The organism is Paracoccus sp. 22332, from assembly GCF_052045125.1.
GTDB classification, from domain to species: Bacteria; Pseudomonadota; Alphaproteobacteria; order Rhodobacterales; family Rhodobacteraceae; genus Paracoccus; species Paracoccus haematequi_A.
This window is the reverse complement of record NZ_JBQEOI010000040.1, coordinates 1-24,114: the sequence shown is the minus strand read 5'-3', so window position 1 is coordinate 24,114 and position 24,114 is coordinate 1. Positions and strand designations below refer to the sequence as shown.

General features: G+C 65.9%; 24 protein-coding genes and 2 pseudogenes. 4 read left to right on the top strand and 22 right to left on the bottom strand.

Translation table 11 applies throughout. The features are described 5' to 3' along the window. Nucleotides 1–85: 85 nt before the first annotated feature. A protein-coding gene (locus ACTJI6_RS20230; protein WP_440803214.1) for an IS630 family transposase occupies nucleotides 86–1,044 on the top strand; the annotation gives its coding sequence in 2 pieces (ribosomal slippage) (nucleotides 86–427 and nucleotides 430–1,044; 957 coding nt in all). A 72-nt stretch (nucleotides 1,045–1,116) separates the two neighbouring features. On the opposite strand, the gene ACTJI6_RS20225 is transcribed toward ACTJI6_RS20230, so the two are convergent. The 11 genes and pseudogenes from ACTJI6_RS20225 to ACTJI6_RS20175 form a co-directional block, all read right to left on the bottom strand. Then, entirely contained in the window at nucleotides 1,117–1,884 is a 768-nt protein-coding gene (locus ACTJI6_RS20225) for a hypothetical protein (RefSeq protein ID WP_440803213.1), read from the bottom strand. Continuing rightward, complete coding sequence (locus ACTJI6_RS20220; protein ID WP_440803211.1) at nucleotides 1,881–4,838, bottom strand: HsdM family class I SAM-dependent methyltransferase; 2,958 nt, start codon at nucleotides 4,836–4,838, stop codon at nucleotides 1,881–1,883. Before ACTJI6_RS20220 ends, ACTJI6_RS20225 begins: the two co-directional genes overlap by 4 nt. Before the next feature lie 418 nt (nucleotides 4,839–5,256). Further along, nucleotides 5,257–5,496 (bottom strand): hypothetical protein, encoded by a 240-nt coding sequence (locus tag ACTJI6_RS20215; protein ID WP_440803210.1) that lies wholly within the window; start codon nucleotides 5,494–5,496, stop codon nucleotides 5,257–5,259. Further along, nucleotides 5,493–6,161 carry a YcbK family protein gene (locus ACTJI6_RS20210; RefSeq protein ID WP_440803209.1) on the bottom strand — a complete coding sequence of 223 codons (669 nt, stop codon included), beginning with the start codon at nucleotides 6,159–6,161 and terminating at the stop codon, nucleotides 5,493–5,495. Before ACTJI6_RS20210 ends, ACTJI6_RS20215 begins: the two co-directional genes overlap by 4 nt. Nucleotides 6,162–6,231: 70 nt before the next feature. Next, entirely contained in the window at nucleotides 6,232–6,471 is a 240-nt protein-coding gene (locus tag ACTJI6_RS20205) for a hypothetical protein (protein ID WP_440803207.1), read from the bottom strand. Nucleotides 6,472–6,490: 19 nt separating this feature from the next. Beyond that, nucleotides 6,491–7,234 (bottom strand): DUF2793 domain-containing protein, encoded by a 744-nt coding sequence (locus tag ACTJI6_RS20200; protein ID WP_440803206.1) that lies wholly within the window; start codon nucleotides 7,232–7,234, stop codon nucleotides 6,491–6,493. 14 nt (nucleotides 7,235–7,248) lie between these two features. Then, a pseudogene (locus tag ACTJI6_RS20195) lies at nucleotides 7,249–9,750 on the bottom strand (baseplate multidomain protein megatron); the annotation flags it as partial. Nucleotides 9,751–10,206: 456 nt separating this feature from the next. After that, nucleotides 10,207–11,688: pseudogene (locus tag ACTJI6_RS20190) on the bottom strand (baseplate megatron protein TIM-barrel domain-containing protein); the annotation flags it as partial. Between the two features lie 3 nt (nucleotides 11,689–11,691). Next, the gene (locus ACTJI6_RS20185; RefSeq protein ID WP_440803205.1) at nucleotides 11,692–12,153 is read right to left on the bottom strand and encodes an NlpC/P60 family protein; all 462 of its coding nucleotides are present in this window, start codon (nucleotides 12,151–12,153) and stop codon (nucleotides 11,692–11,694) included. Further along, on the bottom strand, nucleotides 12,150–13,034 hold the full coding sequence (locus ACTJI6_RS20180; protein ID WP_440803203.1) for a DUF2163 domain-containing protein: 885 nt from the start codon (nucleotides 13,032–13,034) through the stop codon (nucleotides 12,150–12,152). Before ACTJI6_RS20180 ends, ACTJI6_RS20185 begins: the two co-directional genes overlap by 4 nt. Further along, nucleotides 13,031–13,657 (bottom strand): phage distal tail protein, Rcc01695 family, encoded by a 627-nt coding sequence (locus ACTJI6_RS20175; RefSeq protein WP_440803202.1) that lies wholly within the window; start codon nucleotides 13,655–13,657, stop codon nucleotides 13,031–13,033. The genes ACTJI6_RS20180 and ACTJI6_RS20175 overlap by 4 nt, the downstream gene beginning before the upstream one ends. A gap of 115 nt (nucleotides 13,658–13,772) precedes the next feature. Here ACTJI6_RS20175 and ACTJI6_RS20170 point away from each other — a divergent pair, with 115 nt between their 5' ends. Then, nucleotides 13,773–13,967 (top strand): hypothetical protein, encoded by a 195-nt coding sequence (locus ACTJI6_RS20170; RefSeq protein ID WP_440803201.1) that lies wholly within the window; start codon nucleotides 13,773–13,775, stop codon nucleotides 13,965–13,967. 94 nt (nucleotides 13,968–14,061) lie between these two features. Next, a complete protein-coding gene (locus ACTJI6_RS20165; RefSeq protein WP_440803200.1) occupies nucleotides 14,062–14,271 on the top strand; it encodes a hypothetical protein in 210 nt (69 codons plus the stop codon). 34 nt (nucleotides 14,272–14,305) lie between these two features. On the opposite strand, the gene ACTJI6_RS20160 is transcribed toward ACTJI6_RS20165, so the two are convergent. Genes ACTJI6_RS20160 through ACTJI6_RS20145 form a run of 4 tightly spaced genes read right to left on the bottom strand, consistent with a single transcriptional unit; the run spans nucleotide 14,306 to nucleotide 18,328 of the window. Continuing rightward, nucleotides 14,306–16,717: a tape measure protein gene (locus ACTJI6_RS20160; RefSeq protein WP_440803199.1), complete on the bottom strand. Its 2,412-nt coding sequence runs from the start codon at nucleotides 16,715–16,717 to the stop codon at nucleotides 14,306–14,308. Continuing rightward, a complete protein-coding gene (locus tag ACTJI6_RS20155; protein ID WP_440803197.1) occupies nucleotides 16,680–16,892 on the bottom strand; it encodes a DUF7697 family protein in 213 nt (70 codons plus the stop codon). The genes ACTJI6_RS20160 and ACTJI6_RS20155 overlap by 38 nt, the downstream gene beginning before the upstream one ends. Nucleotides 16,893–16,942: 50 nt before the next feature. Then, entirely contained in the window at nucleotides 16,943–17,380 is a 438-nt protein-coding gene (locus ACTJI6_RS20150; protein WP_440803196.1) for a hypothetical protein, read from the bottom strand. Nucleotides 17,381–17,383: 3 nt separating this feature from the next. Continuing rightward, on the bottom strand, nucleotides 17,384–18,328 hold the full coding sequence (locus tag ACTJI6_RS20145; RefSeq protein WP_440803195.1) for a phage tail tube protein: 945 nt from the start codon (nucleotides 18,326–18,328) through the stop codon (nucleotides 17,384–17,386). 75 nt (nucleotides 18,329–18,403) lie between these two features. Between ACTJI6_RS20145 and ACTJI6_RS20140 the strand changes: the two genes are divergently transcribed. Further along, nucleotides 18,404–18,817 (top strand): thermonuclease family protein, encoded by a 414-nt coding sequence (locus ACTJI6_RS20140; protein ID WP_440803194.1) that lies wholly within the window; start codon nucleotides 18,404–18,406, stop codon nucleotides 18,815–18,817. A 13-nt stretch (nucleotides 18,818–18,830) separates the two neighbouring features. On the opposite strand, the gene ACTJI6_RS20135 is transcribed toward ACTJI6_RS20140, so the two are convergent. From ACTJI6_RS20135 to istB, 7 genes are all read right to left on the bottom strand, one after another. Then, on the bottom strand, nucleotides 18,831–19,652 hold the full coding sequence (locus ACTJI6_RS20135) for a phage antirepressor KilAC domain-containing protein (protein ID WP_440803193.1): 822 nt from the start codon (nucleotides 19,650–19,652) through the stop codon (nucleotides 18,831–18,833). A 132-nt stretch (nucleotides 19,653–19,784) separates the two neighbouring features. Beyond that, entirely contained in the window at nucleotides 19,785–20,210 is a 426-nt protein-coding gene (locus ACTJI6_RS20130; protein ID WP_074969898.1) for an acyl-CoA transferase, read from the bottom strand. Then, nucleotides 20,207–20,827 carry a DUF6441 family protein gene (locus tag ACTJI6_RS20125; RefSeq protein ID WP_440803192.1) on the bottom strand — a complete coding sequence of 207 codons (621 nt, stop codon included), beginning with the start codon at nucleotides 20,825–20,827 and terminating at the stop codon, nucleotides 20,207–20,209. Before ACTJI6_RS20125 ends, ACTJI6_RS20130 begins: the two co-directional genes overlap by 4 nt. Then, nucleotides 20,824–21,138, bottom strand: a complete 315-nt coding sequence (locus tag ACTJI6_RS20120) for a head-tail joining protein (protein ID WP_074969902.1) — start codon at nucleotides 21,136–21,138, stop codon at nucleotides 20,824–20,826. Before ACTJI6_RS20120 ends, ACTJI6_RS20125 begins: the two co-directional genes overlap by 4 nt. A gap of 2 nt (nucleotides 21,139–21,140) precedes the next feature. Continuing rightward, a complete protein-coding gene (locus ACTJI6_RS20115; RefSeq protein WP_074969904.1) occupies nucleotides 21,141–21,479 on the bottom strand; it encodes a DUF2190 family protein in 339 nt (112 codons plus the stop codon). A gap of 56 nt (nucleotides 21,480–21,535) precedes the next feature. After that, nucleotides 21,536–23,209 (bottom strand): prohead protease/major capsid protein fusion protein, encoded by a 1,674-nt coding sequence (locus ACTJI6_RS20110; RefSeq protein WP_440803215.1) that lies wholly within the window; start codon nucleotides 23,207–23,209, stop codon nucleotides 21,536–21,538. A 191-nt stretch (nucleotides 23,210–23,400) separates the two neighbouring features. Then, nucleotides 23,401–24,114: IS21-like element helper ATPase IstB (gene istB, locus ACTJI6_RS20105; protein WP_440803190.1), on the bottom strand; the 714-nt coding region annotated here is incomplete at its 5' end.

Here is a 24,114-nt window from a genome sequence, read left to right as displayed (position 1 = left end):
TTAAAGCGTTTCGGTAAAAACGTGAATCGCAGAGGGATTCCTGCAAGACCCAGTTTGTGCTCCTCTTGTTCGGGGAGGATGGGTCATGTCAGCACCTTTGCCGAATGCGCTTCGGACGCGGTTTCAGCGGTATATTGAAGAGGGACTGAGCGGCCGTGCCGCAGCCATGCGCTTGAAGGTGTCAGCTGCAACAGGCGCACGGTGGGCACAGTTGATCCGGACACGCGGTCACGCTCATCCCGCGCCTCAGGGCCGCCCTCTTGGGCGAGGCAAGCTCGCGCCCTATCAGGCGTTGTTCGAGGAACTGGTCACCCAGGATCCTGACATCACGCTCTTCGAGCTGCGCGACGCCCTAGCGATGGCGGAAGGTGTCGAAGTTCACCATTCCTCCATTGCCGCGCTGCTGTCGCGGCTCGGCTTCACCTATAAAAAAAATCGCTGGTGGCCAGCGAACGGGGCCGCGCAAGGGTAAGGCAGGCCCGGCACGATTGGTTGACGCGCCGCTTGCCTGCAATGCGGCGCCAGCCGGAACGGCTTGTGTTCATTGATGAGACGTCCATCAAAACGAACCTTACCCGCCTCCCTGGTCGCGCTCCCTGCGGTGAGCGGCTCGCCATGGACGCGCCCTTCGGACACTGGAACAGCCAGACCTTCATTGCAGGACTGACCCAGAACGGCCTGATTGCCCCTTGGGTCATCAAGGGCGCGATGGACGGACCTGCCTTCGCCGCCTACGTCGAAAAGGTTCTGGTGCCGGAACTGATGCCCGGCACTGTTGTCATCCTGGACAACCTCGCGACACACCGGAACGTCGAGGCAGCCAAAGCCATCAAGCAGGCTGGCTGTTGGTTTCTCTACCTGCCGCCATACTCCCCAGACCTGAACCCCATCGAGCAGGCGTTCTCGAAGCTCAAAGCGCATCTGCGCAAGGTCGGCGCACGCACCTTTACCGAACTGTTCGACGCGCTCCGAGACATCTGCGGAATGTTCACGCCCGCTGAGTGCTGGAACTACTTTCAGGCAGCTGGCTATGTCGCAGGTTAATCCCGAAACGCTTTAGGCTGCGTGGGGAAACGGGAGCAGGACCGCGCCGCAGCGGGCGATTGACCCGGCTGCTCACTTGGGCTTTTTCGTCTTTGGTGCCGAGTCGATCGCCCGCGCGGACGGGTTCGTCTCGAAAGGCAGAAGCATGTGGAGGACGAGCACGTGCCCGGTCGCGTGCGAGGTGACCAGCGAGCCGGTGACGTGGGCTCCCTCGAGATCGAGCTTCTCAAACGGCCCGACGGCAGTTAAGGATGTGGCGTTCTTCTGGATCTCCTTGAGCCAGTGGGCGTCGTCGCGCCGGACCGAATAGCCGAGCATCATCCCGACGTGCTGGTCGGTGTAGGGTTCCGCGTCGGCGAAGCGGAGGAGACCGTTCTTTCCGCAGTAAGCAGAAACGTCCGCTCCGCCAAAGAGCACCTTGGCCTCAATCCTTAGATCGAGTTCCGGCACGACGAGAGACCTGACTTGGATGTCGGTCGTGTAGGCCTTTGAGCCAACCTTGTTTTGCTTCTTGCGGGGCTGCTGTTGGACGAAGCAGACCTGATACCGGCTGATTAGGTGCTCCGGCGGAGCAGCAGCGCGGACGAGTTCGAGCGCGCGGACGAGAGGATCGGTGATTCCGTTCTCCAGGGGCAGCACGACGTCCGACCCCTTAGCCTTGCGCGATCCGCTCGCCCAGTATCCTGCAGCGGCAGTGTGGTCGAATCCCAGGCCATGCGCGCTGAGGATGTCCGCTGCCTGCCGCAGCGCGTCGCATGCCATTGCCGCGAATCGCTCCCAGCCCTTGGCGCGCGCGTCGCCGCCGACCGGCACGCGCGAATGGAATGCCGTCGTTGTCACGCAGCCATGATCTCCCGAACGGCCGAGAGCGCGTCCGCGTAGGCGCGCTCGACGGTCCAAGCAGACCGGACGTCGGGCTTAATCACGTCAATCCTAGTGCTGGTAGGGCCGCGCACCAGCCGGAGCGTGGCCTCCTCACCGATCTGCAGCTGGTGGCTTGGTGCGGGCGGGGCCGCTTCTCCTCCGATGGTGATGCGGTAGGCGAGACAGCCTGCTTCAGCATCGGCGAATTCGACGCTGATCTCTTCGGGCAGCAGCGTCGCGATCTGATCGCGCAAGACCGCCACATAGGCGTCGCGTGCGCCGTCGTCGGTCGGATTGGAGCCTGCGGCCGGCCGACGGCCGTCTTGATAGCCTTCGCGCAGATTGTGATGCTCAGCGACGGCGACCTCGAAGAGCGCGGTCTGGCCGAAGCGAGACCGGCAGAACGAAGTGAAGGCCTCGTCGTCGAAGCCGGTGATGGGGTTCGCAAGCAGGTCCTGCACGTCGCAATAGGGAAAGGGAAGGCTGCGCAGGTCCTTTGCTTCGAACCGGCGCTGGTCGAAGACCCAGAGTCGGCCGAAGAGGGCGAGGAGGTATCTACCCACGCTTGTCCTTGGGAATTCCCCGATCTCGCGGAGCGCGGCTACCTTGTCCTGCCGGGAGAGTGGTCCACCGGTGAAGTAAATGCCGAGCAACGACGATGAGTATGCGGCCGGTCCGTGGACCAGCAGGAAGTCTGACTGCGCCCGTGACATGAGAATCATCGGCCCCTCGAAGGCGGTCCGAAATGAGGCCGGGACTTGTGCCATAAGCTCCGGCGGAAGTACGTAGTCAGGTTCTGTGCCCGGAAGGTCGCCCAGCCGCAGACGGTAGTGGTTGGACTTAGTGTTGAGAAGCATGGCCGCCGGGAGACCAGTCTCCCTGGGGCTGCCGCCCCGCTTCACAGCGATCGAGGCGGATTCCATGAACGCTCCCAGTGACCGGGCCGCGCCGTCGCGCGAGTTCGATAGTACCGAAGCCAGCTGACGGTCGAGTGGCTGTAGCATGAGGTCCCGGAACCATTCGTGTCCCGGAAGGACGAGGTCGGCCTGCCGGAATCGCTCCACCTGTCCGCGATCGACCACGATTGCCCACGGGACGCCATCGCGGCCGACGGGCTGACTGGAGGGTTTCGGAGAGTAGCGCCAAGTCCAATCGAGCGGTTCGGGAGCCTTTGGGGTTGCAAAGACGACTGTCGCGGCCTCGCGCGCGTTCGCAAACAGCTTTTCGCGAAAGTGGGCGAGATTGGTTATGCCGATGATGCGGGAGGCATCGGCGAGCGCTGCGGGAAACGCGGTCGCGGACGGGGCGATGAACGACTTGGTTGGCAGGACCATCGCAACGTGGCCGTTAGGCGCACACAGGTCGCGCAACGCTCGCCAGTAAAACACTTCCGCCATGCCGTCTTTGGGCGAGACGAGGCTGCCGTTCTTCGCCATGGCGATGCGCGCGCGATAGGTGCTGGCCTTGGAGAGTTCAGGAACCTTCGTCCACGGCGGGTTGGCGAGGACATGCGTCGCCTTGCGGCGCAGGCCCTGGGGGAGGGTGTCGAAGGCGTCCTGCGTACAGACTCGGCTAGCGAGTTTCGGGAACAAACGCGGTTGGTCCGCTATCGGCGGCAAATCACGCAGTGTGAGCCCGGGCAGGTAGTCGAGCATCGTGAGATAGAGGCTGAACCTGGCGACGTTGGTCGCCTGCATTTTGATTTCGAACCCGGCGATGCACCGGGCCAAGGTTTCATGCAGCAGCCGGGCGGATAGGGCGTTGCCCTCCGACCGCTGCTTCTCCACGATGCGCCTGAAGGCTGCAACGAGGAACGCCCCGGAACCGCATGCTGGATCGACGACGAGCGAATCGGCGTCGAAGGGGTGCAGATGGTCGATCTCATCGACGACATAGTCGACGAGGAACGGTGGCGTGTAGAACGCGCCGTCCTCCTTCTTGCCTTCGCCGTTCTCGAGTTCGAAGAAGCACTCGTACAGAGCAGAGATGGTCTCGGTTCGGATCGTCGCGTAATCGACGTCGAGGAAGCCGTACTGGATTTGGTCGCCTTGCGCGTCGTCCGCCCGAAGGACACGGCGAACATAATGGAGTGTTTCCGGTCCGATGCGCTTCCGATCAGCCGTTCCAATCGGGAAGATCGAGCCGTTGAGTTGTTCGTCGATGGCGTCGAAGAGCCGCCACGTCTGGATGGCGGGCCACCGGGTAGTCGGCGTGCGTCCGTCCTCTACTCTTTCGTCCAAGACCACATTCGGGCACGCTGGCCGGCCGTCGACCGTTAGGCGGTCGATCCAAGCTTGGTCGATGACGCCGCGATCGGCGAGCACGTAGAGGTAGAGGAACCGGCCGACAAGCGCGTTAACTAGGTCGCGCCGGTCGTGAAGCCGACGGTCCCGGCGCACGGTGGCGTCGCTAAGCTCCCGAACGGCACGGCCGAGACGCTCGTCGACGCGGGTCGGGACGTGAAAGTCTCGCCACGACGCCGAACTCCGGAGCGCGGCCGCCGTCAGGGATGCGAGCGCGGCGGGCAGACCGCCGTCAAGCTCCGACCAAGGCCATTGCGTCTTCTTCCGGTAATCGAATCCGTTGCGGATCTCAAACCCCTTCTCAGTTGCGATCAGCAGGAGCGGTGCAACAGACTGGGACCATACCGCCCTGTGCACGGCGTCTGCATTCCCGGAGAGGGCGGCGGCAACATAGAGGACCGGGACGCGGCGGGTCGATCCGGAACCGAGCGATGACATGGGGCAGAACGCGCCGACGAGGCCCATCCGCTCGAACGCCGAGCGGACCGGTTGGGCTACCTGGATCGACCCTAACGCGTCGGCACTCTTCAGAAAGTCGGGGTCGCCATGCAGTCCGAGCGCCTCGAGCAAGTGCTCCAGGCGGTCGGCAAATCCAGCCACAGTGGCGATGCCGGTGCCGGACGTCAAAGCTGCCTCCCCTTGGCCGGTTGCCCTAATGGGTGATACATCGTGGACGCGATCGCATCAAGATTCATTGTTCACAATCAGTAGTTTATCGCCTTGATGCAATTTTGTTCAGGAAGTTCAGGGGTTTAACCCGCCCCGTTCGGCCGATGCGGCCCCGCCATGTTGCGGGTGTTGAGGTCCACTAAACTGCTCATGGCTGACGTTTGTGGTGATCGCAGCGAACGGCCGCCCTCCGTCCAAACTTCAGGATTTGCTATCAATCTCTGCACCTCTACAACCCCGAACCTGCCGCCGCAGCACATGGTAATCCGCCATCATCCCCACGACCACGGAATCCCGCGGCATCGCCTCGATCTCCGCTGCCGCCCGTTCCTGCTCGGCCGCAGGATACTCGACCACCGGCGGACAGGCACCATGATCAGAACTTCCCGTCCCGCAGGCGCTCAGCAAGGTCATCGCGATCACGGGGCCGATCCGCCCCGGCTTCAAGCATGTGTCGCAGCGCATCATTGGTCCTTTCGAGGTTCTCGAGGCGCTCTGCCGCGCGCCCGGCTTTCTCGCCAGTGCGGCGCGCGCCGAGGGTGAAGAGAAGAATGGCGGCGGCGAGGGCCAGCCAGGGCACGGCCCGCCGCCACAGCGAGGCAAGGGCGGCGATCATCGCCGCCCCCGCTTCCAGTCGTCCAGCCGGGCGTAGATCGTCACCGCGATCCCGCCGAGGGCCAGGGCGACGAACAGCCAGCGGAGCGTGTCGAGGTGCCCGATCAGCGGTTGCACCGCGCCCTGTGCCTCGGCCAGCGCCTCCTGCACCACCTCGACGCCGGCCGCGCCGACGGTGCCGATCCCGGCCGCGCCGCCGCCCTTGATCGTGCGGCTGTCGGCCAGATGCTCGCGGGCAGGGGCCTGGTCGGGCGCGAAGCTGCTCGCCCGCGCCGGGAAGGGCTCGCCCCAAGCGCGGGCAGGGCCGGTGTCGATATGGATGAAGTTTGAGCGCGGATAGGTGCCGATGCCCTTGAATCCTGCCTTGCGGGCGGCGGCGATGAAGGCGGCGGGATCGTGGTTCGCCATCGAGATGTCGAAGGCGGTGCCCTCGAGATGCTTCGAGGCATTCGCGCCGCCGACCGTCTTGTTGTGCTCGGGGCTGCGATAGGCCGAATTCACGATCAGCGGCTTGGCGAGCGTCACGCGCAGTTCCTGCAGCCGGTTCAGTGCATCCTCGTTGACCAGCAGCTTGCCGGTGCCACGACAGGCGATTTCGGCGGGCGAGAAGTTCGGCCAGTGCCAGGCGGTCGCGGGCAGGTTCCGCCAATGTTGATAAAACGTCATGGGTCTCTCCAAATGAAAAACCCCGCGCGCTGGCGGGGTCGGGGTCGAAAGGCGGGGGCAGTGTTCGGCGTCAGTCGCGGGCGGGTCCGCTGCGTTCCAACAGGCGTTTGATGTCGGCGCGCATCTCGCGCAGCATCTCGTTCTGTTCCTTGCGGGTTTCCGAGATCGCCTGGCGGTCGGCGTCGAGCTGCTTTTCCAGCCGCGCTACCTCGCGCAGGGCAGTCTTGCTGCTGCCCTCAAGCCGCACGAGCCACACGCCCAGCCCGGTTGCCGCCATGATCGCGCCCCACCATTCGCGGATGGTATCCATGAAGCTCTCTCCCATGGGTTCAGCCCGGCGCGCTGCAGGTCAGATAATGGATGGCGATGCGTACCGCGCCGCCGGCAAAGCTGCCGCCATTGGCGGTGAGGCGCACGGGCGTGTCGGCATAGAAGGCGGTCGGCCCGATGACGCCGATATTGCTGCTGCCCACGGCCACGCCGAGCGAGCCGCCGAACTTCGAGGGCTCGCCGTTGACGCCGCAGTCGAAGGAGCTGGCCCCCAGCACCGCGGTCACGGTTCGTGCGGAGACGCCGAGCACGATGGCGCGGTTGGGGATCTGGATGGTCGAGTCCCGGCTGGCCCCGGAAAGGCCGGAGAGGGTTTCTTCCCGCACCGCCATGCCGGTGGTCGCGCCATTTGCCTCCCGCGCCACGGCGACCGAGGCTGCCTGCGCGATGAAGCCCATGGCATCCACCACGGGGATCCACGCCGATCCGGTCCAGACGATGGCCTGCGCCTCGTCCTCGATCCAGGCTATCCAGCCGGCGCTCGGCAGGATCCGCATCCAGGCGCCGTCGATCCAGTAGGCGATGGACCCCGCCCAGCCCGACCACGCACCACCCGCGCCGCTGGCGGGGATGTAGCGGTCGCCTTCGGCCGGGCTGGCTGGCGGCGTGGTCAGGTCGCGATCGAGGATCGCCAGCTGGACGATGCCGTCGAGCATGCGCAGCGCCTCGTTCAGGGTGACGTGTTTTTGCGCCTGCGCGGCCATGATGAAGGGCAGCGCCAGATGCGCTGTGGTGTCGGACATGGATTGTCTCCTGATCAGAACCAGAGGGTGGTGATGGGGGCGGCGCCGGCGCCGAAGGCCTGCCCGATCTGGGCAATGCGGACATCGAGGGACGCACCGGGGGCGAGCGGCGTGCCCCAATCGGCACTCTGCTGCGCCGCGGTGTAGACCACGCTGGAGGTCGAAGCTGTCAAGGATCTCTTGACGGTTGCGCCGTCGAGGATCTCGACCCGCCAGGACTCGCTTGCCTCGGACATCGGGATCTCGGCGGCGTTCCAGCTATCGGCCGCCAGCGAACGGTCACGTCGCTTCCAGCTTATGGTCAGGTCGCCGGGGCTGCGCGCGCGCCGCCACGGCTGCTCGACATGCACGGGCGCGAAGGGCCGCAGCCCGATGCCGCGCGGTGTGAAGGCCAGTGCGGCGAAGCTGTCATCGCTGACCGGACGGCTGGCCGGGCCGATGCGCCAGTTCCACGGCAGGCCCAGATCGGCCTCGGCGACAGGAAGCTCCGCCAGCGCCGTGTCCAGCACCACCACCCGCGCACCCGCGGACACCATGGCGGCCATGTCGACATCCGTGCCGCGCTGGCCGCGCAGCAGGCGCGAGAGGCGATAGCGGCCGGGTGCGATCAGTTCCGCCTCGGCGAATTGCAGAACCTCCCAGGCCCCGGAGGGCTGCTCGACCGCGATGCTGTTCTCGCCCCTGAACAGGCGTAGGTCGGTCACGCTTTCCAGCGTGCCGGTCGGCAGGTCCAGCCAGACCGAATTGCCGTAATCGAAGCGCGAGCCGGGGCCGGCATGGAGATCGGCCACCAGCTCGCCCATCCGCGCCCGGGCGCTGAATGTGGTCAGCAGGTCGAACCCATCCTGATCGGGGCTGCGGAACACCGCCATCCGGCCGGGCCATGGTCGGGCATGGGCGGCGATCAATGGGTGATGCGCGACATGATCCTCGGTCAGCTGCGGCAGGTCGAGAATCACCGCCAGCGGTGCCCCGAACACCACCGGCTGCGTCAGCGAGGCCGGGCGCGGACTGCCGGGCGGCAGATCATAGGCGTCCCGGTCCTGGCGGATGGCCTCAGTGCTGCGCGCCTCGGCATCCGAGGTGGAAATGATCCGCAGTTCCGAGTGTCGCCCATCGTGGTCGAGCGCGATCACGTCGCCCGGGTCCAGCGCCAGCCGCGATGGCGGCAGGCGGAAGGCGGCGGTTTCGCGGCCGATCCAGGCTTCCATCAGCGCCCGGCGGCAGCGCCGGTCGGCTTCCTCGGGCGGCACCGCCATCGGAAAGCTGTCCGAGGATACCCTGCTGGCGCTCACGGCAATGCGGCGGGACTCGACGGTGATGCCGTCATAATCCTCGTCCGCGCGCGCCACCTGCCATTTCAGGGCTTGCGGCAGCTCAGTTTCCTGACCGCGCGTCAGCTCCATGACGTCGCCTTGCGCCGCCACCATGTTGTCGGGGGCTATGGTCGCGACTGGGCGGCTGCCGCGCATCACGAACCTGATCCGGCCTTCGCTCTCGACCGCATCGAAACCGAAATGCCGCGCCAGCATGGTGATCGAGGTGCGGGGCGATTCCAGCGCCGAGATCACATAGCCATCGACAGCCCCGGTCAGGCCCGAAACATCAACCCACGCCTCGGGCAGCCCGGCGCGCAGGCAGAGCTGCCGCACCAGCGCCGCCAGCGACACCGCGCCCAGCCGCCCGGTCAGCCAGTGCCCGAGGCGCCAGTTCTCGCCATCGGCCCAGAGGCCACCAAGCTGCGGAAAGAACGGATAGGGCCGTGCATCCCAGGTCCATGCGGCGCTGTTGGCGATATCGACCATGCGCCCGCCATATTCGGTGGAGATTGGGTTGTTCGCGGGCGTGCCCCACCAGAGATAGCTGGCTTCCAGATAGGCCCGCTGGATGGCGTCGTCGCGCCAGCCGCGCGAAAAGTATGGGAAGAACGATTCCGAAGATTTCGGGTCGTGAAACACGTTCGGCTGGTTGGTGCCGCGATCCACCGCCGGGCAGCCGAGCTCGGTGAAGCGGATCGGCTTCGACTGCGGGATCCATGCGGTTGCGGCTGGCGATTCAATGCCGCCGGGTCGGTTGACGTGCTCGTTCGACCACCACGCACGGATATCCTTGGTGCGGAACACCCATGGCTTTCCCGCGGCACCGTCCGTGATCGGCGTGCGGTTCTGCGCGATCCGGTCGGCCTCGCTGGCGTAATACCAGTCGAACCCCTCGCCGCCGGCGATGTTCGATTGCAGGTAAGCCCGGTTATGGATCGAGGGCCAGACCTGCGCGTCGAGATGGTCCCAGCCGTCGCGCCAGTCCGAAAGCGGCATGTAATTGTCGATGCCGACGAAATCGACATTGGCATCCGCCCAGAACGGGTCGAGGTGAAAGAACACATCGCCACTGCCGTCGCTCGGGTGGTGGCCGAAATACTCCGACCAGTCGGCGGCGTAGCTGATCTTCGTGGCGGGGCCGAGGATCGCGCGGACATCTGCGGCGAGCGTGCGAAGTTCCTCGACGGCGGGATAGGTCGGCAGCGCATCGGTGAAATGGATGCCGTAGAAGCGGAAAGACGAATCCGGGCCGCCTTCCTCGATGTCGATGCGGATGGCGCGGATCTCGGACGCGTCCTTCCAGGCGGTGCCGCCACTTTGCAGGTCCCACATATCGACCACGGCGCGCGTCCTGATCCCAACGGCAACATCCCCGAACCGCGCCTGCCGGGCCAGCGACAGGGCCAGAGCGTCCGTCGAGAACAGGATCCGACCCAACCATGTCCCTGTCGTCCGTGCCGTGATGCGCTCGAAGTCGATGACCATGTATCGGACCTTGCGCCCGTCCATATTGATGGCCGCGCTATGTTGCAGGCGCGGATTCGCGTTGTTGGGCGTGAACGTCAGCGCGCCGCCCGAAACACCGCCCGTCGCGTGGTAAAGAGACCAGCCGCTGAGGCTGCTGTCGAAAGCCCAGCTTCGGCCAAACCGCGACGCCCGGATCTGCGTCAGCCCGCGCATCTCCGAGCCGATCAGGAAGGCATCGACGCCGCCCGCCGCCGCGCAGAGATGGGCGTAATGCAGGATCATGCGCCGGAAGCCCCAATCGTTGGCCGCGCCGATCCACGACACATCGTCGCCCGAGACCGCGAAATCGCTTGGCTGGGCCGTGCCGAAGAAGGCTGAAACCTGCTCAGCGGCCACCGTGGTCTTGTCCATGCTTCCGGCGAAACCGGCCGCTGGCGCGCAGGTGATCCGGCCGCGCCAGGGTAGCACCGGCTGGCCGATGCCGGCAGCATTGTCGCTGTATGGATCGGGCAATGTGTTACCGGCCGGGATATCCATCATCACGAACGGATAGAAGGTCACCTTGAGCCCGCGCGCCTTTATCTCGCGGATCGCCTGCAGCACCGAGAAATCCGCCGGCGTGCCGCCATAGACTGGCCGTCCCTGATCGTCCTGACTGACCACCAGCGCCTGCGACCGGGTGACGCCGTTCACGCGCCATTCCGGCGTCGTGCTCTTCTCGGCCATCTCGACCTTGGGTCGGATGCTGCAATTGCCGGCGCGCAGATCGTCGCCGAACCACGAGACCACCAGCGAGGCGCCGGTGACCGCAGGCACCATCGCCTCGAGCCGGTCGAGCGAGACCAGCATGTCGGGCGTCTCGGGCAGCGCGTTGACGTTCTCGGAAAACGTCCTGCCGCCGACGATCCGCCCGCCGCTGCCCCATCCTGAACGACCGCCCTCGGTCCTGCGCACGACCTCTGTCGCATAGGCCCATTCGCCCGAGGCGGGGATGATGGTGACCGCCTCGACCAGGCCCTCGGCGGTGTCGGGTTCATCAAGCGGGCGGAAGACCTCGAAGGACAGCTGCGGCAGGCGGTTGCCGAAATCGGTCAGCAGCAGGTCCTCGAACACCATATAGGCGGTGCCGCGATAGGCTGGTACCTGCGTGCCGCCCATCTTCGCGGCGATGAACGGGTCGGCCCCCTGCGCCTCGTCACCCGGATACCAGCGCAGGGTGATCGCGGAGGTGTCGAGCGGCTTGCCATCGGCCCAGATGCGGCCGATGCCGGTGATCGGCCCCTCGCAGAGCGCCACCGCGAACGAAGCGTAGTAGCTGTATTCGGTGCTGGTGACCTTCGGCCCGCCGCCCTTGCCGCCGCCCTGGCGGGTGGTGTTCACCTCCTCGCGGAAATCGGTCGCCCAGATGATATTGCCGCCGATCCGAATACGGCCATAGAGGCGCGGGATCACCACGCCCTCGGTCGCCGAGGTGACGCGCAGGCTGTCTATGCGCGCGCCCTCGATGCGCTGGCCGGGCATCATGGACGAGACGATCCAGCTGTCGACCATCGAACCGATGCCCGAGCCGATCATGCCGCCGATGGCCGCGCCCGATAGCCCGAGGATCGCACCGCCAAAGCCGCCGCCGATGGCGGTGCCGACCGCGCCAAGAACAATTGTCGCCATGGGTCAGGTCTTCTTCTTGCGCGCGGGAGGTGCCGGGCGCGGGAACAGGAAGGCGAAGGCGATCCGCCGCCGCCATGCGATGGTGAGCGGTTCCTCGATCACCCCGAGCCGCTCATAGGAATGGATGAAGCTGTCAGGCCCGGTGAGGATCCCGACATGCTTGACGATCGCGCCCGCGCGCATGCGGAACAGCACCACCGCGCCGGGGCCGGCCGTCTCGGGATCGATGCGGATCATCACCCGCGCCGCGCTGTCGGCCAGAACCTCGCGGCTGCCGATCTCGCCCCAATCCCGGCTGTAGGGTGGCACCGGCAGCGTCTCGCTTCCGACCACCTCGCGCCAGATGCCGCGCGCCAGCCCGAGGCAGTCGCAGCCGACGCCCTTGACGCTGGCCTGGTCGTGATAGGGCGTGCCCAGCCAGCCGCGCGCGGCAGCCACGACCTTTTTCGGATCGGCTGGCGTCACAACACCGCGCCTTCATGGCCGCCATCGGCATGGGCGTATCGAACCACAGTGTCTTGCCCCGGAATGTGCGGGAAGCCACGGAAGTTGAGGATGTTCGAGAACTTCGCCGCGCAGGTCTCGGCGCGCTTGTCGCAGCCGGCGCGGATGGTGGAGGCATCGCCGCCGGAAACCGGGCGCACCGGCGCCTCCAGCAAGGTGATGGTGACCACGCCAGAGGCGACCTCGTGCAGCATGATCTCGTCGCGGCGACCGAAATTGCCTCCGGATGTCCATTCCAGCACCCCGAAGGCAAACCAGCCGTTGGCGAAGCTGCCAAGGCCGAAGGCGGTGAAGACCCGGTCCCGGATCGGATCAACCACGGTTCCGATGCCCTTGAACGCGCCCGCATCCAGATCGACGCGGCACCGCCCGTCCCCGAGCGCCGCATCGCAGGTGCCCTGAAACACCCGGCCGACGGTCTGGCCCAGCACATGCGCCATGCTGCGCACCTCGGCCACGAAGGACAGCCGCCCGCGCCGCAATTCGCCGATCGCGCCGCGCCGGATCAGCACCCGCTGGCCGGGGGCGGCCCAGTTCACCCGCCAGACCTCGACCAGCGCATTGTCCCAGCGCCCGTCCAGAATATCGGTCTCGGTGATCCGGTCCGAGGTGAGCGCGCCCTCGGCCTCTTGCGAATCCACCGACAGGTCTGAGCCAGATCGGATTTCCGAAGCCGAAAGCCCGCTTTCCGGCTCATAATCCGTGCCGCCGAAGGCAAGAGGGCAATCATGATCGGTGAAGCCGAAGCTCACGCCATCGGCGCGGGTGATCTTCCAGCACCAGGCCAGCGTGGTGGTGCCATCGTCCAGATGCGCCTGCAGGGCAGGGGAGAGGGCTTTCATCGGCGGATTTCCACGAGCGGGATGGAGGTGATCGAGCCGAGCCGCTCGATATCGAGGGTGACGTCGAGCGTGTCGGAATCGAACCGCACCGGGACGTCGAATTCGAACCCCGCGCGCACGGCCATGCCATTGCCAGGGGGCGCGGCGAAACTGACAACGCCGGTCGCCGGATCGACCGACCAGCCCGATACTTGGGCGACGCCACCCAGCGCGATGCTGATTGTGCCCGAGACGGGCTTGGTGATGGTGCGGACCCATGTCTGCGACCCGGAAGCGTATCGCTTCACCAGCTGGAAGGCGGTCGCAGTTCCGTCCCCGGTCCCGATCAGCTGGTCGGCAGCATTCGGCGTCTCGCTCGGCTTGCAGGATTTGTGATCGGCCCAGTCCTTGAACCGGAAGCCGTGCAGTCGCCCGTTGCGGGCCTCGAAGAAGGCCACCACAGCGTCGAGATCGTCGGCGCGGCGGATGCCATAGGAGATGTCATAGCGGCGGCGCGAATTGGCCCAGCTGGCGTTGCGTTCCTCGTCGCCGGAGGCCAGTTCCACGATCTGCGTGCGCCGTTCCGGCCCGCCGCGCGCACCGCGGCTGATATTGTCCGGGAACCGGACATCGTGAAACGCCATAAGCGCCTCCTTCGATAAAGCAATGATATTGCGGTGATTTACCTTCACTCCGGGCGATTACAGAGCGATGGTGATGACAAGGAAAGCGATATCGCCTCACCAGGGAGACCACGCCATGACCAGCGCCACCGACACCCTTCCCGACATGATCGAGGTCAACGGGGAACGCTTTTTCAAGACCCGGCTCACCAATATCGCGATGAAGGGCCATGTCTGGGGCGAGGGGGTCGAGATGCGCGAATACTGGCGCGACGGCAAAGACGATTGCCGCCTGCAGGCGCGCACCGCCAACGACTATTACATCGACTGAGCCGCGCCGGCTCCGGCTCCGCCCCGCCCGATGGCGGGGCTGAGGTCGTAGAGGCGGCGGGGCCCATCCCCGCGCCCAGAGCGAGGGAACGGACATGCACATCCATGAAACGCGCTATATGAACATCGCCGACCGCCCGGCCACCGTGGTGCTGGTGGAAAGTATCGCGGACGATGTTGCTGCCTATGCATTCAGCAGCCGGGTTTCCGGCCACCACGCCGCGCATCACGGCTACAAGCTGACCGAACGGGAAGCGCGGCGTCTGGGGCTCGCCATTCCGGCCGGCAAATACTATCGCCGCTAAGAGCACGCGCGCCCGGCCCGAAAGGCCGGGCTTCTCACATTCCCCTCCTTCCCATGGCGACGGCCCGCGCGATATCTGCCGAAATCTGCGCCCGCGACTGCCGGAAGGACTCGGCGTCCCGTGCGTTGATGTTGACGGTGACGCCGCCTCCGTAGTCCGCCGCTTCCCGGCGCGACAGCACCCGCTCGCCGCGCTGCAGGATCGCCGGCACCTCGTCCGAGCGCAGCCCGGCCCAGCCGCCGGAGTGCATGCGCGGGGCATTGGCAAAGGCCATGGCCGGGACCATGCGGCCGGCGCCGGCCGCGCCGACCATGCCGCCCGAATGTAGGACCTTGGCCAGCACACCGCCGCCGATGCCGCCCAGCGCCCCGGAGAGCACATTCGAAAGCGGCCCGAGCAGGAACCGGCGCGCGCCCAGCTTCGCCATATCGGCCAGTATCGAGGTCACGAGATCGCGGAAGTTCATCTTGCCGGATTTCACGAAATCGCCGATGGCGTTCTCGGCGCTCTGGAAGGCCCCGACCAGCGCGTTGCCGATATCACCGCTGATGTCGCGGGCCTTCTGGGCATAGTCGGAGAGCGAGGCGATAACCGCATCCCAGCCCTGTTTCGCCTGTTCCGCGCCGTTTGCAGTGTCTTCGCCGGCTTTCCTGCCAGCTGCACCGGCCCGGCCCGCAGCGCCACCGGCGCGATCCATGGCACCGGTAACCCGCTCGGCCGTGCCAGCGGCATCGTCCAGCGCGTTCGCGCCGTCCTCGCCTGAGGCGGTGACGGCATCCTTCAGCGCCTGCCAGCTTTCCAGCGGCGCGACCGCAGCCGCGCCCAGCGCCTGCGCGGCATCAAGATGGGCGGAGGCAGCCGCGGCCGCCTGATCGGCAAGATCACCGAACAGGTCGGGCGCCTCGATATAGGTTCGGTCCCATGCCGCGCTGAACGCCTCAGCGGCGGCGCTGCCCGCCTCGGATGTAGATCCCTCGAACGGATTGTCGATGCGGCCGATGCTGAACGGGTCCAGAAGGCCGATCTGTGCGCCTCCTTCGCCGACAGCCCATTCCGGCAGCATGGCGAGGGCGGTGTTGATGCCGCCGATGAAACTGTTGATCCGGGTGACGACGCCGTTCAGCATGGCCTCGACGCCGGCGATCAACCCATTCGCCGCCTTGAACGCCAGATCGCCGATGGCATCCGGTAGCCTGCCCCAGATCGCCTTGATCGCCTCAAACCCGCCGTGCCAGACCGCGACATACCGGTCGACGGCGGTGACCACCCCGGTCACGATCAGGTCGAGCACCGTGAACACATAGGCGCGATAGCCATCCCAAGCCGCAGTGAGCAGGGCGAACGATGCCTGAAACGCCAGGACGATGCGCTGGCCGACCTCTCGGGCCACGCTACCTAGTAGTTTGAACGCCGTGCCGATACCGCCGACCGATTTGACCAGCGAGGAAAACTGGTAGATCAACTCACCGGCCGCAACGATCAGCGCGCCGATGCCGGTGCGGATCAGCGCCCCGCGCAGCACGGTCAGCGCCGTGGACAGGCTGAAGGTCGCGACACGGGCGGCGACAAAAGCCGCCACCCAGCGCCCCGCCATGAATGCGGCGAAGGCGATGCCGACCGAGGCGAGGCGCTCGATATTGTCCGCGACAAGGATCAGCACAGAGGCGACGGTGGAGGAGGCACCCAGAAGCTGATCCCAGCTGCCAACCAGTTGCAGCGCCGCATTGCCGATCAGCGTGAACGCGTCGCCGATGGTGGCCGGCATGGAGTCCGCTTCCTCGCGCAGCAGCTCCAGATTGCCGACCAGAGCGGTGCGGATCACCTCGCCGGTGATCGCGCCCTGGGTGCCCATCTGGCGCAGACCTGAGACCGTGGTGCCAAGTTCCGCCGCCAGCAACTCGGCCACCCGCCCGCCGGTCTGGATCACGGTATTGAGGTTGTCGCCAGACAGGCTGCCCAGCGCCATCGCTTTCGACAGCGCGTTCTGGACCGAGGCCGCGCGTTCGGCCTTGGCCCCCGAGACCACCATGGCGTTGTTCAGCGCCTCGGTGAAATCGAGGCTCTCGGCGGTGGAAAGCCCGAGTTCGCGCAGCGCGGTGGCGTTGGCGAGCCAGCTTTCCGCCGTTTGACCAAGATCGGAATAGGTGCGCCGCGCCATATCGGCGAGACGTTCCATGACCGCCGCGCCTTTCTCCTGCGACCCGGTCGCCAGATCGACGCGGGAGCGCAGGTCGGTCCAGGTATCGGCATATTGCGCCATCTGGCGGATCGAGAGCGCGCCGGCGGCGATGCCGGCGAGGCGGCGCAGCATGATGCCAGCGGTGTCGACCTCACGCGACATGCGCTTGAAGCTGTCGGCCCCGGCCTTGCCGACGCCCTCCAGTTCCGCCCGGACCTGGCGTCCGTTCTCAGCGACCAGACGAACGGAAACCTTCTTCTCGGCCATCGCCTCTGCCTTCCTCGATCTTCTGGTTGGTCTGGCGGATCATTTCCGCCTCGATCACCGGCAGCAGTTCCACGACCGCGAGCGGTGCAATGCCCAGCGCGCGGCCCATTTCCAGCGCCGCGCCCATGTCCCAGCCGAGAACCGCTCCGGGGATCGCCCGCAGCTGCCCACTCATCCGGCTGGCCAGATCCCAGACCTGCCAGCCCTCACGCGTTTCGGGACGGTTCAGCCGGGCAGGGCAGTCGGGGCAGTGTCCGGGGCAGGCTGCGCAATATCGGTCGCCCCCGCCGAAATGCCATTCGGCGAGGGCGCGGAGCCGTTTTTTTCCGCATCCAGCACCAGATAGGGGCCCAGAACCTTTTCCTGGAATGCCTCGAACACCGGCCAGATGTTCAAGAGCGCGTCGATGCCTTCGGGCGTGACCGGCAGGGGGTTGCCATCACCGTCGCCAACGCCCGTCCAGTCGACCACGATGCGCCGAGCCACGGCCTGCGCCATGGTCACGGCCAGCATCTCCCTGGGCGAGTTGTCGTCGAGATCATCAAGCGCGGCATCCGCGCGGGCAGCCGCCATGATTGTGGTGGTCACAGGCCAGACCACCAGGCGCAGCCCCGGCAGCAGATCGATCCAGCGCGGCTCGGTGGTCATGTTCAGTCGGATCATGGTTCAATATTCCTCGGTGTTGTTGACAAGGGTGATGGTTGCCATGCGCGCCGGGCTGGCGGCCTTCGCCGCCTGCCAGTCGAAGCTGGCCTGAATGCCCTGCGGCCCGCTGATCTCGACGCGAGGGCGGGGCAGATAGACGGCGTGGGCGGTGAAGGTCAGGCTTTCGCCGCTGGTCAGGGTGTATGCGAATTCCAATTCGCACGGCCCGCCGGCGATGGCCTGGTTCATCAGCACCATATCGGCAAAGCGCAGCTCGATCTGGCCGTTCAGCGCGGCGATGGAGGGATCCGCGCCATCGATCATGCCGTCGTTGCGGATGGTCTCGATCCGGTCGAGATTGTTGGCATAGGTGATCTGGGCCGAGATCACATTGCCCAGTGCTGTGCCATTGCGCGTGATGGCGCCGTTGAAATGTCCGAAGCGCCTCAGGTCCAGATCAGCCGGCGTGCCGGCCTGCGTCGTGGTGGCGACGGTCTCGCCCTGCGCCACAAGCTGGGCGCTGGCGGTCAGCAGGCCGGAACGCTGCATGGTCCAGCTGAGCTGGTTGACCATCACGCCCGAATACATGGCGAAGCGCGGCACCTCGGGCATGGCGACCTCGATCGACATCGACGGCAGTGTCCAGTTGTCGGAGCGGAACTCATGAGTATAGAGGCCGGGCACGGTGCCCGTGGTGGTCGGTGCCCCGAACGCGGCCTTCAGCCAGAAGCCGAAACCCTCGGCGTCAATGGGGAGGGTCAGATCGCCATCGGCGGTGATCGCATCCTTGACCGGAGCCAGCGGATCGCGACCATAGCCCAGCAGCTCGGACGAGAGCAGCGGCTGCTCGGCGCTCAGTGTCGAGGAGGCGAAGGGCAGGCGGGTGAATCCGCTGGCCGGGGCGGTGCCATAAACAGTCTCGAACGCAGCCGCGAGTTGCGACCGCGCACCTTGGGCGCGTGCCATGATGGACTCCTCTCTATTAACTGATTTCTGGCGACGGACTTGCCATCAGGCCTCAACTCGGGGCATGGGCTGGCCATGAGTACGCGTCGCCAATTCCTGTTCATCGCCATTGCCACCCTGATCGGGTTTGTCTCACTGGCGCCGCCGGTGGTCGCCGATGCGACGCGCCCGGCCATTCTTGAGGCGCGGGTCAGCAAGATCATCGATGGCGATACATTCACGCTCAGCGGCCATTCGCGGCGCATCCGCGTCTGGGGTCTGGATGCACCGGAATGGAACCGTCCCGGTGGATCGGACGCCACGGCTGCATTGCGCGGGCTTATTTCGGGCAAGACCCTGCGTTGCCAGGTCCGCGATATCGACCGCTATGGTCGCTATGTCGGGCAGAGTTTCCTGCCCGATGGCCGCGATATCACCGCCGAGATGATCCAGATGGGCGTCGCCCGCGAATATTGCCGTTTCTCGCGCAACCATTACGGAAGTTGCTGATCGCAGCCCGCTGCTATTGCAATGGCGGCTTGACCAACGCGGCCAGTTTGGTGAGGCCCTTGGCGGTCACCCGCACCTGCTCGGTGACCTTTTCCGAACCATCGGCGCGCAAAACCGTGGTGATCCTGTGCTCGAGCAGGCTGGTCGCGGTCTTGCTGTGGTAGCCGAGAAAGCTCGCGCCGCCCGGGCGCTTGTAGATCCAGCCATTTTCCTGCAGCCAGAGAAACAGGTCTTTCGGGCGCATCTGCAGAAGCTTGGCGGCGTTGGTGATGCAGAATGACCCATCCGCCTGCGCGATCCGGTCCAGCTTCTCCTGTGCGGGCAGCAGCGCCTGCACTTTCTCCTGAAGCTGCTCGTTCTTCTCGTTGTAGCTGAGCAGCAGCGCGCGCAACTGCGCCGGATCGTTGAGGTCGATTGCCGATGAGCGGTTTCGCAGATCGTGCTCGAGCGCATTGAAGGCGGCGATATAACGCAGCTTCCATTTCAGGGCCTTGGCGCCGGTAAAACCCATGGCCAACAGCGTGAAGCCGTCACGGGTCATGTCGAACGCCCACGACGGGATCGGTGCGCCGCCACTGGGGTTTTCGCGCTCATGGACCGTCTGCGCAAAAATGGGCAGACGGTCGTAGGCGCCCGTGTGCCCCGGCGCGGCGCCCTGCAGAGGATCCCTGACCAATGCCGGCTCCTGCTCGATCAGGTTGTCGATTGCCCGCGTCACGTCCCGGTGGTTCTTTCCAAAGAAGGCAGCAACGTCCCGGCTGCTGGCAAAAACCTCTCCCTCGCTCTCGAACACGACCGGCTGGGGTGGGGTTTCGATCGCAAGACTGGTGCTCATTTCTTTCTCCTGATGTTCGATTCGGGCCGGGGATTCGGCCTGAATCAGACAGGCACATCCGCCCAACCGGCGGCGCGGCGCGGACCGGCGCGGCAAGGCCGGATTCCGCGCCGGTCTTGCTTTGTTCGCATCTCAACCCAGCGGATCGTTGCTGGTGTAATGCAGGGTGAGGATCAGCACCGCCGCCTTGATGGACGGGGCGCCCTCGACCGCCAGATCGGCAGGTTCGGGCGCGTCGGTCTCGATCCAGTCGCAAAGCCCGCCCAGTGTCCGGTCGGCGGCGATCACTTGCCCGACCCGTTCAGCCAGCGCGTCAAACGCCAGCTCCAGACCGGAGGATCCGCGAATGAAGACCTCGATCTCGGCCCGGTGCTGCCAGTGATAGCGCAGCGGCGAGAGGGTCACTTCCGCCTCGCCCGGCGTTCCGTCGCGCAGGATCAGCAGCCCGGCGGCGGGGATGCGCTCAGGCAGGACCTCATTGCGTTGCACAACGACGCCGCCGATGCCCTGCAGGAGGGTGAACAGGGACGACAGAACCTCTTCGCGCCTGGTGGTCATGTGCGTTCCCAACGAGAGACGATTGCGCCCGGCAGGGATGCCAGAGCGGCATTGGCCGGCTTTTCAAGATCCAGCCGCTTCTTCAGCCTGACCTGCGGCACCAGCAGGAAGATCGGCACCGAGGCGAGGCCGCGCCCGGTCTTGGATCGCGACGCGGTCGCCCGACCGTGCTTCGTCAGCCGCGCCTCGGCGATCAGCAGGCTGGGGCCGGTTCGGCGATAGACGAAGATCAGCCGCAGCCCGGTGCGCGCTTCCCATTCGCCGGGTGTCGGGCGCTTGCCGCTGCGGCTCTTGCCCGCGGCCTCGGTCGGGATTGCCAGCCAAAACCCGTCCTTTGAGCGGATCAGCGACCCGGTGTCATGGGCGTTCACGATCACCGGGGCGCGGGTCCAGACCATCGACGCGGCATTCATGCTGTGCCGCCCCTTGGGCCAGATCTCCGAGCGGATGGTCCGGGCCAGCCGCTGGCCGAGGCCCGCGCTGGTGATCTGCCCCCGCCATGCGTCCTTGAGCGCGATCCCGGCATCGCGGATCCCGAAATGCACCGCCTTCTCGCCGGCCTTGACCTCATCGGCCATCAGCCTGGCGATATTGGTGATGTCCGCGCGCAGCTTCATACGGGCCTCAGATCGAGGGTCACGACCAGCCGTTCGCGGTCGCGGATCGGCTCGCCCTGCACCTCGAAGGTCTCGACGCCGATCACGATGCGGTCGCCGGGCTGGATCGACGGGGTTTCAGCCGCCATCACATCGATGCGGAGGGTTTCCGACCAGATGCGCGCGCCGCCATAGCTGGTCACCTCGTCAGGTGCCTTGCGGATGGCGCGAATGGTGCTGCCGGGCGGAACCCCGCCCGGCAACCATGTCGCGTCCACCGCCATGTGGGGATCGGTGAAGATCCGGGTCACGGCGGCGGCAAAGGCATTCATGGTCAGGCCGTGACGCCAGCGCCATTCAGGCGCACCCGACCGATCGTCTCATTGGCCGTTCCTCCGACGGCCTGCACCGCCACGCCGATCAGCGTGTTGGTTGAAGCGACATTCGTGCAGGCGCTTCCGGTCCAGTAGATCAGCGCGCCGACCGTCCAGGCCTGGGACGCGGTCTTCGGCAGATCATAGACGCCAGTGAGGTTGATCACGCCTTCCGCGCCATTGGCGATGGGGCCGGTGGCAACGCCGAAGATCGAGCCGATCAGAACGCCTGCGCCCGAGGCGATATCCGCCTCGGCGGTGATGGTGAGCGTGTTGCCCGCTGCGATGAAGTTTTTCATGGGCTTTCTCCAGATGAAGTGTTGTTGCCCTGACCCGCGCGGGGTCGAGGGTCAGATCACGCGAGGCCGGGATTCTTGTAGAGACCGCGCCAGTCGATGGCCTTGGCGCCGAAATCGTGGCGGGCCTTGAACTCGATGCCATCGACCTCGAAGCCGACCCGATGCTCGGTATAGAGACCCTCCTGACCCGCCAGATAGGCGTATTCAACCGCGCCGAAGGCCGGATCGGTCGCGGCGAACCACGGATCGGGACCGGCGGTATTCACCAGCCGGATTTCCTCGACCACCGAGAAGCGGTTCGAATAGGGATTCACCTCGGCCGTGCTGCCGGGCGTGGTCGCGGCGAGTTGCTTGTAGATTTCAACCATGCGTTTTCCGGGCGGCACGATGATGTTGCGCGGCAGAACGGTGATCGCTCGGCCGTCGATATCCTTCTGCACCGCGAAAGCGCGCAGCATTGCGGTCAGGGACTCCTCGGTGATCGCCGCCGCAGTGCCGAGGTTGCCGTGATTGGCATGGAACAGTGCGGTTCCGTCGCCCATGGCGGGGTTCGACAGCAGGATCGAATAGAGGATATCCGATTCAAGGTTCGCGGCCGAGGCACCGAAGGACTGGACGACCCGGTCAAAGGCGCGCAGGTCATCGTTGATCAGCATCTGCCGGCTGAAGCCGATAATGCGGCCGTAGGTGGCGATCGCATAGCTTTCCTTGCCCTCGGTCGCGGTGCCATAGGTGAATTCGCCGCCTTCCGGCACCTTGACCAGATCGGGGGCGTTGCCGATCTGCAGGCGGTCAACGGGCCGGAAATCCCGCACCGTCACCCGCGTGGACCATGCCCCGAAGGTGCGCGGGGTGGCGTCATAGGCCGCGCGCAGCGTCCGGTTGACCACGCTACTGAGGATCGCCGGGAAGTCTCCGGTGCTGTGGTAGCCTGCCGAGCGCATGCCCATGGCGAAACCCGCGATCTCCATATCGGGCATGGCGGCGGTGTTGACGCCGGCGCGCTCGACGGCATGGCGGGCCAGGTCCATCAGGCTGCGGAACGCGAACTCCCGCGATTGCGGCGACACCGAATGCAGCGACGGCGCCGCCCGGTGCATGATCGCGTCGGCAACCGCATCGCGATAGGCGGCATCGCCGGTGCCACGCGCCTGCGCGGGGGCCAGTTCGACCGTGCGGCCCAGCGGGTTTGCATCGCCCAGCGCGTCGAGAACCGCCTCGCGGGCGGCATTGATCGAGACGCCGCGTGCGATCAGGTCGTTGGCAAGGTCAGAGCCAAGATCATGCCGGGCGCAGAGCGTCATGATGGTGCTGACGCGGCTGCGTTCTTCCGCGCGGATGCTTTCCGCGTCGGGCGCGGCCGGGGCGGCTTGCGGGATGGCAGGGGTTTGCGCGGGGGCGGGGGTGTTGCGGGTTTCATCAGCACCCGCCGCAATGGTGTCTTCAGGCATGTTTCGTCCTTTCGTGGTGATCGCGCAGGGGAATTGCCGGGCGTCAGACTGCCTGGCTTCCGACCGCATGCCGGCGCCGGGATCGGCACCGATGGCGACGGCAGAGATTTCAAGCGGCTCCCAATCGACCGCGCGATAGAGGGCGCGCGGACCGCCATCGGTGCGGTCGGCCTTCGCCACCCGCTCAAAGCGATGGACCCGGTATCCGACCGAGACATTGCGGATGATCCCGGCCTTGATGTCGCGCCAGATCGGCTCGACCTCATCGCGCTCTGACAGCCGGATGCGGGCGAACCCCTGGCCGTTCTCGATGCGGATCGAGTGTCAACGGCGGTGCAAAACCCGGCCACTCGGCGGCGTAAAACCAGGCCAGGTGGCGGTGGCCTGCGCCATGGCGCGCGCGCTTACCATAGAGCTGGCGCGTGCCATGGCGCATTGGCCCCTTGGGGCCAAATCGAGGCGATCTGATCTCAGGACTTTTGATGCCGCTTTCGGGCAGTGCTGTTGGCGAGGCGATAACTCTCGCCGTTCATTTCGAGGATGCTGACGTGGTGGGTCAGCCGGTCGAGCAGTGCGCCGGTGAGGCGCTCGGAGCCGAAGGTCTCGGTCCATTCATCGAAGGGCATATTGCTGGTGATCAGGGTTGAGCCGCGCTCGTAGCGGTGCGAGATCAGCTCGAATAGCAATTCGGCGCCGGTCTTGGACAGCGGCACGAAGCCCAGTTCGTCGACGATCAGCAACTTGACGGCAGCCATCTGCTTCTGAAAGCGAAGCAGGCGACGTTCGTCGCGGGCCTCCATCAGTTCGTTGACCAGGGCTGCGGCGGTGGTGAAGCCAACGGAGAGCCCCCTCTGGCAAGCCGCCAGTCCGAGGCCAAGGGCAATGTGCGTCTTGCCCGTGCCGCTTGGGCCGAGGGCAATGACGTTCTCGCGCCGCTCGATCCATTCGCAGCGGGCCAGTTCCAGCACCTGCATCTTGTTGAGCTTCGGGATGGCGCTGAAGTCGAAGCTGTCGAGGCTTTTGACCGTAGGGAACCTGGCGGCCTTGATGCGGCGCTCGACCATCCGCCGCTCCCGGTCAACCAACTCCAGTTCGACAAGCCGGGCGAGATACCGGACATGGTCCATGCCTTCGGCCGCGCATTGCCAGGCCAGCTTCTGATGTTCCCGCAGGAATGTCGGCAG